At 42.5% G+C, this 8,598-nt stretch carries 9 protein-coding genes; 3 read left to right on the top strand and 6 right to left on the bottom strand.

All coding sequences use genetic code 11. From position 1 onward, the window contains the following. Nucleotides 1–371: 371 nt before the first annotated feature. The 4 genes from C900_RS24505 to C900_RS24490 all read right to left on the bottom strand — a co-directional run bounded on the left by C900_RS24505 (nucleotide 372) and on the right by C900_RS24490 (nucleotide 3,053). Complete coding sequence (locus tag C900_RS24505) at nucleotides 372–1,139, bottom strand: SDR family NAD(P)-dependent oxidoreductase (protein WP_009583046.1); 768 nt, start codon at nucleotides 1,137–1,139, stop codon at nucleotides 372–374. 208 nt (nucleotides 1,140–1,347) lie between these two features. Next, on the bottom strand, nucleotides 1,348–1,560 hold the full coding sequence (locus C900_RS24500) for a pinensin family lanthipeptide (RefSeq protein WP_009583045.1): 213 nt from the start codon (nucleotides 1,558–1,560) through the stop codon (nucleotides 1,348–1,350). A 108-nt stretch (nucleotides 1,561–1,668) separates the two neighbouring features. Further along, nucleotides 1,669–2,091, bottom strand: a complete 423-nt coding sequence (locus C900_RS24495) for a DUF3788 domain-containing protein (RefSeq protein ID WP_009583044.1) — start codon at nucleotides 2,089–2,091, stop codon at nucleotides 1,669–1,671. Between the two features lie 53 nt (nucleotides 2,092–2,144). Next, nucleotides 2,145–3,053 (bottom strand): AraC family transcriptional regulator, encoded by a 909-nt coding sequence (locus tag C900_RS24490; RefSeq protein ID WP_009583043.1) that lies wholly within the window; start codon nucleotides 3,051–3,053, stop codon nucleotides 2,145–2,147. A gap of 306 nt (nucleotides 3,054–3,359) precedes the next feature. On the opposite strand from C900_RS24490, the gene C900_RS24485 reads away from it, so the two are divergent. Together C900_RS24485 and C900_RS28950 are read left to right on the top strand one after the other, a co-directional pair. Further along, entirely contained in the window at nucleotides 3,360–3,731 is a 372-nt protein-coding gene (locus tag C900_RS24485; RefSeq protein ID WP_009583042.1) for a BlaI/MecI/CopY family transcriptional regulator, read from the top strand. A 3-nt stretch (nucleotides 3,732–3,734) separates the two neighbouring features. After that, on the top strand, nucleotides 3,735–5,063 hold the full coding sequence (locus C900_RS28950) for a peptidoglycan DD-metalloendopeptidase family protein (protein ID WP_009583041.1): 1,329 nt from the start codon (nucleotides 3,735–3,737) through the stop codon (nucleotides 5,061–5,063). 54 nt (nucleotides 5,064–5,117) lie between these two features. Here C900_RS28950 and C900_RS24475 read toward each other — a convergent pair whose 3' ends face one another. Together C900_RS24475 and C900_RS24470 are read right to left on the bottom strand one after the other, a co-directional pair. Beyond that, entirely contained in the window at nucleotides 5,118–6,143 is a 1,026-nt protein-coding gene (locus tag C900_RS24475; protein WP_009583040.1) for a synaptic vesicle VAT-1 family membrane protein, read from the bottom strand. Nucleotides 6,144–6,242: 99 nt separating this feature from the next. Beyond that, on the bottom strand, nucleotides 6,243–7,313 hold the full coding sequence (locus C900_RS24470) for a hypothetical protein (RefSeq protein WP_009583039.1): 1,071 nt from the start codon (nucleotides 7,311–7,313) through the stop codon (nucleotides 6,243–6,245). A 203-nt stretch (nucleotides 7,314–7,516) separates the two neighbouring features. On the opposite strand from C900_RS24470, the gene C900_RS24465 reads away from it, so the two are divergent. Next, the gene (locus C900_RS24465; RefSeq protein ID WP_009583038.1) at nucleotides 7,517–8,419 is read left to right on the top strand and encodes a DUF72 domain-containing protein; all 903 of its coding nucleotides are present in this window, start codon (nucleotides 7,517–7,519) and stop codon (nucleotides 8,417–8,419) included. The last annotated feature ends 179 nt before the right edge of the window (nucleotides 8,420–8,598 follow it).

Below are 8,598 nucleotides of genomic sequence, written 5' to 3'. Positions count from 1 at the left end.
GCAAAAGGTTGATTATCAATGTATTGCAAAACTTGTCATTGGTAGAGCAACAACTTTCAGTTGATTTTGTGGATAATGGCATTATGCCATCATTAACCACAGAGGAAGCAGAGGAGGAACAGAAATCATAAACCACATCATGGAATTTTCGTAGAGCAACGGAGAAAATATTCAGGATCCCCCTGATCCGGTGGGAGAGGCTGAACTTCAGTCACAGTCAGTAGCGAGGAGATCCCGGACCTTCACTGCTTTAGGTCCGGGATGACGTTGGGAGGAGTTTAATAATTCATTGGACATAACTCAGAAGATCGGGGAAACTCCGGCTGACTCTCCCTGTGTTCCATCTGCGGTTAAATTTTACGGGCCAAATCTTACAAAAACATACCCCCTGAAGCCTCCAGCCGCTGGCCGTTTATCCATTTAGCATCATCGCTGCACAGGAAGGCCACCACGCTGCCTATATCAGTAGCGCGGCCAACTCTTCCAAGGGCCGTCTGCGAAGCGATAGCAGCATTCAGGTCAGCGTTGTCGCGTACTGCACCACCGCCAAAGTCGGTTTCGATGGCGCCTGGGGCTATCACATTGGCGCGAATACCGCGGGAACCCAGCTCTTTTGCCTGGTAGCGGGTCAGGGTTTCGATGCCCCCTTTCATTGTTGCATAGGCAGCGTATCCAGGAAAGGTAAACCGCGCCAGCCCTGTGGATACATTAACAATGGTGCCTCCGTTGTTCATCAATGGCAATGCTCTTTGAGTGAGGAAAAAAGCCGCTTTTAGATGGATGTTCATTAATGTGTCAAATTGCTCTTCTGCAGTTTCTGTAAACGGTACATGTATACCTATCCCGGCATTATTGATCAGGAAGTCAAATGTTTCAAGACCAAATACATTCTTCAGACTTGCTTTTACTTCTCCAAAAAACCGCTCGAAGCTACTGCTATCGACTACATTAAGTTGCAATGCTGCCGCTTTTTGACCGATAGCCTCTATTTCACGGACTACCTCCAGGGCTTCCTCTTTTTTGCTGTTGTAGGTGAGTATCACGTTTATCCCTCTTTGCGCCAGGCTCAGGGCCATATCTTTACCCAGGCCGCGGCTGCCACCTGTTACCAAAGCGATTTTTTTGTTTGATCCGTTCATTGCTGTCTTTTGTTTGAATTGCAAAAATGATTACACTACAAAAGACGGAAGGCAATAGGAGAGAGGTATGACGGATTTTTAAGATAAAATGACGAATTTCTAAGAATAATAAACCACAGAGATCACAGAGAACTCCGAACAGAAACCACAGAGGTTAATTCTCCGTGACCTCAGTGCCTTCTCTGTGTTCTCAGTGGTTGAAAAATGCTTACCAACCCACGACACAGCACGTGCCGGTATTTTCCCTGGTAAAACACCCGAAAATATCGTTGGTGGGGCATTGATAAGTACAAGGACAGCTTCCACATGGTTTTGTTAAAAGTGTTCCCCCGCCTTTTACAGTTTCCGTGTTCATATCATCTTCAGCGATGATAAAGCTTTTCACGGTGAGACTTTTTAAGGTCATTTTTTGCTTTTTCATAATTCCTTTTGGTTTAAATTGAACTCACCATAAAGGAACCATATAATTACGCAAAGTGCTGGTAATGGTGTGCCTGTTTCTGGTAACAATGTGCCATTAGCTGCTTCTTCAATGAGCTAGTTTGATATCGATCAAAAGCTTGATGTCCTTCACATCCTTTTGATTTTTAACAGGTATTCTGATTCCTCTTCCTTCTGCATAGGGGCGGGCAGCCCTCAGTTCATCCTTAATAATATCAGTTATCGGGCTTTCAAGTACCATTTCGGTAGCTTTCGGACTAAATACCATTGCAGCAAGGAAATAGTTTTCCCTGGGCAGTAAATAAATAATTACACGTTTTTTGTCTTTTACTCTAAAGCTCCAACCATACTTTGCTCCCGGATACTTCCATTCTTCCGTGGCTTTCGGATAGTGCTCATACACATAGGATTTAATGTCATTCCACAAGGGGTAGGTGTCTCCAATGCCGGAGCTCAGCGTCTCTTCATCGGGGATAATGGTTTTATCGGTAAATACGCTGATGTCGTCCATAGCAGGGGCTTAGGTTAGGTAGTTAAAATTAACAGAAAATAACTAAAAATGTACTAGATATTTTCCTTCCGGTAAGTATTGGGAGTCATGCCTGTATGCTTTTTAAAATAACTATTGAAATGAGTAGGTTCCGAAAATCCCAGTTGATAGCCGATCTCTTTTGCAGTAAGCTTGGTGTTTTTTAGCAGGGACTGTGCTTCTGCAATGGTTTTTTCTGCTATCCATGTGTTTACCGGCTTGCCAGTCTTACTTTTGATCACATGGCTGAAGTAGTTGGGGTGCAGATTTTGCTCGTAGGCATAATCCTGCACCTGGAAAGCATATTTTGTGTCCCCGGCAGCAAGTTTTCTATAATGCTTTTCCAAAGATCTCTTGAAGTGTTTTACAATTTGGGAGTTGCGATCACCTTCTGCTATGGGATCAAACTCCTTCCAAAATTTTTCCTTGATCTTGAGGAGTAACACTACAAAAAGATTTCCGATGATCCGGTATTTGTAAGGAGAGTGGGAGTGGTATTCCTTATATATCTGCAAGTATAGGTTCTCGAATTCGGCAAACTCTGCTGGAGGCAACGTGTTGGGAGGCACTGTTTCCGCAAGCAGGAAGGGAAACTCTTCAAAAATATCAGGATGCACTTGCTCCTTGAGAAATGCTTCAGTCAACGTGATGATATAGGCGTCATTCAACGTTTTCATCTCAAAAGCCTTGATGTGGCCCGGATTAGTGAAATAAATGGTGCCGGGTGCCGTTGGGAAGGTCTGCTCATCCGTGGTATATGTGCCGCTGCCATCTTTTACAAAAACAAAGGAATAGTAGTTGGCCCGGAAGGTAGGAGACTTATAGGGCATGGTTTTATGGATATTGGGCAGGTAATGGATAGTGAAGTCTATCTCCTGCTCAATGGGCAGGTCGAGTGCCCTATACAGGTCGGAGAGGGTGTTATAAACGATCAGGTCACTCATTTGTATGCGCTGAAGAGAACGTCTTACTAATTAGTGGCTCTAAGAAAACTCTTGTAGTCATCGCGCCTGTCCCGGGCTTGCCACGGGGAGGAATCGAAGCGAGCCCCTCTTAATGCATGCTGAAAAGAAGGGATTGCCGCACTTTGTTCGCAATGACGATAAATGGTGAGTTTTCTTAGAGCCACTAATTAAAGAAAAAGAGCTGTCTGTTCATAGTACCTTTCCTTTTTCATTGCGGGTTTATATTTGTAATTAACAACTATAAATATAATTTGATAATTATAAATATAGTTATACATTTGAGGTATGAAAGAGTTAACCAAAGCTGAAGAACAAATCATGCAGGTGTTGTGGAAGCTGAAAAAGGGCTTTCTTAAAGACATCGTTAACGCCATGCCTGACCCCAAGCCTGCTTACCCGACAGTATCCACGGTAATACGTGTGATGGTGAATAAAAAGTTTGTTGGATACAACACCTATGGAAAGGTGAACGAATATTTTCCTTTGATCAGAAAGGAAGACTACTTTAAAACTCAAATGAAAAGCATGCTTACCAGCTTTTTTGGAAGTTCATGGCAAGGCTTCGCGACTTTTTTTTCCAACTCGGATTTGTCCATAAAAGAGTTGGAGGCGATTAAGGCGCAGATCGATAAGGAAATTAAAAAACAAAAATCATAATCCATGGTATTCTATTTATTTGCCGTGAGCGTTGGCTTGTGTGTTTTCTGGTTATATTATGTAGCATTCCTGCGAAGAACCACCTTCTTCAACCTGAACAGATGGTATCTCACCGGATCATTGCTCTTTAGCCTTTTGATACCACTATGCAGTTACTTCAGTGGGACGAGCAACGAAGTGTTGAGCGGAGATGCCGGTGTTTTGGGTTTCTATAAGTCGGAGATGTATCCTGCTGTTGAGGCAGTTAGAGGCAGGATAGATACAATAGAGGCAACTGCAGTAAGCAATTTTTCATGGCTGCCGACCTGTTACTTTCTGATCTGTGGATTACTCTTAGTGCGGTTTATCTGGTCATTTGTAAGCACGTATAAAATCATGAAAGCTTCAAAAGAGGAGGCGGTTTATGGTCTTAGTATTTATCAAAGCAGCACTATAAATCAGCCATTTTGCTTGTTTAACAAAATCTTTTTTCCAAAGTCATGGGGTAGAGATCTGTCAAGAGAGATGGTGCTTCATGAACATGAACATGCACAAAAGGGACATACGATTGACCTGATATTGCTCGAATTGGCGGCCATAGTTCTGTGGTTCAATCCAATTATTTATTTATATAAAAGATCTGTCAGACTTAACCTGGAGTATCTGGCGGATCGTGCGGTACTTCATCAGGGCGGTGATCCGCTCAGGTATCAGTCATTACTGATTTTAAATACACTTGAAAGTAGCATCAAGTCTCCAATAACAACTCATTTTGCTACACCACTTAAAAATAGAATTACTATGATGAAAAAGAAGAAAACTCAAAACTGGATGCGTATAACTATTTTTGGCGTTGTTCCGCTAGCCGCTGGCTTGGTGGCTATGAACACGCGCGATGAAGTTAAAACGCCACTTAAGGAGTCTTTGAAGCGCGTTGAGAGAATCATTGAAAATAACGTGCCGGCAGGATTGCCGATGGCCCAAAACGACCTCATAAAAATCTCTTCAGGCTATGGTTTAAAAATGCATCCATTTCTTAAAGTTGAAAAACTGCATGCGGGCATTGACCTGGTGGCCAAAACGGGAGTGCCTGTTTATGCTACGGCAGATGGTGAGGTGGTTGTATCTGAACACGCTGACGACAACGGCAATTATGTAAAAATCAAACATTCGGATAAGTATGCAACCCAATACGCTCATTTAGATAAAAGAACAGTATCGGAAGGAGAGAAGGTTGAAAAAGGTCAGGTGATCGGCTATGTAGGAAGTACAGGGAAGTCTACAGGTCCGCATCTGCATTACGAAGTGCACGAAAACGGGGAAGCGGTAAACCCTCAGCCATTTATCAAGTGATCTCAAGTAATCTAAAATGATTTTAAATTAAAATTCATTGAAGTAGCAGGGTACTTAGCTTACCCTGACTACCACCTTTCCAACCGTTTGCCCTCGTTGAAACAAATGAATGGCCTCATGCATATCATCAAATTCAAAGATATGCCCCACATGTTGAGGCTTGAGCTGAAGCGCTTGCAGCTCGTTAAGCATCTCATGCATCATATCCGTTTGCTCATACAGATAAATAAGGTTAAAACCCATTAGCGATTTGTTCTGTGTTGGCAACCGAAGTGGGTCTATTTTCGGCCGTTTGAGGTATTTCCAGATCAGTTTGGGGTAGTTGGGCCTAGCGCCATGGCTGGTAAAACTGGCTGAGCCGTAGGCAATCATTCTGCCCATAGGCGCCATCTGTTCCCAGCCTTGCTTTAATATCCTGCCACCAATACATTCCATGATCAGGTTGAGTGGGCGACCATTCAAGACGGCTTTCAGCTTTTCTGGAAAGTGCTTATCGCGAAGGATAATTTCATTGTAGGCTTCCTGCTCACGAAGAAAATCCACCTTTCCGGGGTTGCCCACAGTACCGATAGTATAGGCGCCATATTTCTTACAGATCCTGTTGGCCAGTATGCCCACACCACCTGCAGCGCTGTGGATGAGCACGGTCATATCTTTTTGGAGGTCGCCCAGCTTTTTCAATCCATAGTAGGCTGTCAGTCCCTGCACAAGGAAGCCTGCTCCCTGTTCAAAGCTCCAACCTTCAGGAAGCGGAATGACGTAGTGGTGATGGGAGTTGATATGGGAGACATAGCCACCAAATTTGGTAGCGCCCATCACTCTATCACCAGCTTTCCACTCTTTTACATTGGAGCCGACTGCTATGATCTCTCCCGAATACTCGAGACCAGGGATAAAAGAGCCTTCGGGAGTGGCACTGTAGAGCCCTTGTATGGCAAAGATATCGGCAAAGTTGAGGCCTACGGCTTTCACTTTTACACATACTTCATCGGGTTGCGGAGCCGGTAATTCTTCTGTTTGAAGTTTCAGGTTTTTAATGGATCCTGCTTTTGGGGTGCGGTAGACCTGTCGTTGGAGCATATTTGTGTTATGAGTTGCGTCTAAATTACTGGATAAATTATATATGTTCTGTCAACCAGCTATAAAGCAGTTTTCACAAGACTTTGGATCCTCTATAAGTTAGTTTCTGATGGTAAATTTTGTAGCGTTGACTATTTCAAAAAAATGTTCCTTGTCAATCTCGTTAGTGTATGAGATGTTAAAACTGAAGATATTAGCTCCGCCAATAAGTCTTTCAAGGATCACAGTAGTAAAAAGCAATTCATCTTTCTTTTTACTGTAATATGTAATTGTGGTAGTTCGGAAGGTGAGGCCATCAATATCATAAACTCCGCTTTCGTGGGAGATCTGTAATTTAGAGTCCCTCAATGAACTTAAAAGGTTGTCAGTTTTTTCTTCATGATACTCATCGTACAAAACAGAATCTTCAGCATCAAATCGTCTCCATCCCGATGTTAAGCTATTGTAGGGGTTAGTGGTAAGAGTAATCATGTGGTTGAATGGAGGCTTAGATTCATTCTTTATTTTTTCTTTATTTTGTTGAGGCTCTTCAGGTGAAAGTACATGAATAAAATCCGGGTATTTCATCAGGACTCCTATTTCTTTATTCGCGATTGTCTGATAATGCGTAACAAGTGTGTTATTGTCAGCTGACTCCCACGGAATGCCCGGGTGGTGTTCTGTCAAATAGGCTATATCGCGATCCATTTTGTCTTTCACATTAGTAAAGCTGAGAATATTGTACGGCATGATATTAAACTCTCCAATGTATGATATTATACCCGGTCGGGAGCTGAATTTCAGGGAAAATTCTCCAGACCTCCTTGTCTCCTGAATATAGCCACCATTACTGAAAAAGTAAATCTCATATATTTCATATTCGCCGGGAGGTAATTCGAGAGCGAAGAGATGGATGCCTCTGTCATCATCGAAAAAGTCAGGAATTAGTTTCATTTTTGTAACCTGCTCCGGTATAATCCTGATTCTGGAAAATTTTTCACTGCCAACCTTTCTATATGTGATGTCATAACTGTTATAAATAGGCCGCTCGTTTTTTATAGCGATTGATCCAACTACTAACCCTTTCTCATTGGCAGGATCGTATTTTTCAGGGATTCTAGCTGACGGTATACATGAAGTGAGAAATACTGAAACTGCGACAGCATATAGCGTTTGAAATGATAATTTCATTAATAATTCATATGTTTTATTAAATTTGACAATTATATAATGTTGTAAAGTATTTTCATAATAATTTTTTAAGAAATCAGTTTTGGACTCAAATGGACCGCAATAACAGTAGGTAACCTCTGAAGGTTGATGAGTAGTTCAATGGATAATTTCCAGGATAAAACGTATTTTTAAATTATTCTTTAATTAACAGAAAACCATCTATGAAATTCGGAAATGTAAAAAATCCTGAAGATATAGACTTCACACTGCCCGCGGATCACCCCGATACCAAGCGGGTGCTGAGCGCCAATAAGTCTTCATTGCAAACCGTCAGTGTCGGCTGTGCTAAATGGAATAAGTCGGATTTGAAAGGTTTCTATCCGCGAGGTATTAAAGATGAACTGGAATATTACGCTACCCAGTTTAATTCGATTGAGCTCAACGCCACTTTCTACAACTTGTATAAGGAAGATCAGATTTTAAAGTGGAAAGAGCGGACACCTGCCGATTTCAAATTCTTCCCCAAGCTGCCGCGCTATGTGAGCCATATCAAGCGACTTCAGGAGGGTTACCAGGATTATCTAAATGATTACCTGGTGGGCATCCAGGCTTTTGGTGAGCAGTTGGGGATGCTTTTTCTGCAAGTGCACGACAATTTTGGCCCGAAAAAGGAAAATATCGATCGACTGAAAAATTTTATTGACCAATTTCCTAAAGATCTGCCATTGGCCATTGAACTGAGACACACAGATTGGTTTAGCGATAAAGGTATTGCGGATGAGATCTATCAGCTTTTTGAGAAAAATAACATTACCAATGTACTGGTGGATTCTGCCGGCAGGAGAGACATCATGCATATGCGGCTTACCACACCAACAGCGTTTGTCCGCTATGTAGGCGCCAATCACGAGAGCGACTACACCCGTTTGGACGAGTGGATAGAGCGGATTAAGGAATGGAAGGAGCAGGGGTTGCAGAATCTTTACTTTTTCATCCATCAGAATATCGAAAAGGAGTCTCCGTTGCTGGCGGCTACATTTATTAAAAAGCTGAACGAGGCTATAGGTACGGATATTAAAATACCTTCATTGCCGGAGGATGCGCAGGTGAAGTTGGGGATTTAATATTTTGTCCCTATGGGGCAATTTCCGATGACTCCCTTATTCTACAAAGATTTTGATCCTCTGGATCAAACGGGGGACATGCGTTTGTCTACGAGACACTAATAAAAAATCCAACTACTAGTCCCCGGACAAGTTCCCATAGCCGTTAACTTAAGAGAAAAACGAGCCCCCAGAGGCCC

Source organism: Fulvivirga imtechensis AK7, assembly GCF_000331535.1.
GTDB classification, from domain to species: domain Bacteria; phylum Bacteroidota; class Bacteroidia; order Cytophagales; family Cyclobacteriaceae; genus Fulvivirga; species Fulvivirga imtechensis.
Note: the sequence above shows the minus strand (reverse complement) of the source record. Positions and strands in the feature narration are given on the sequence as shown.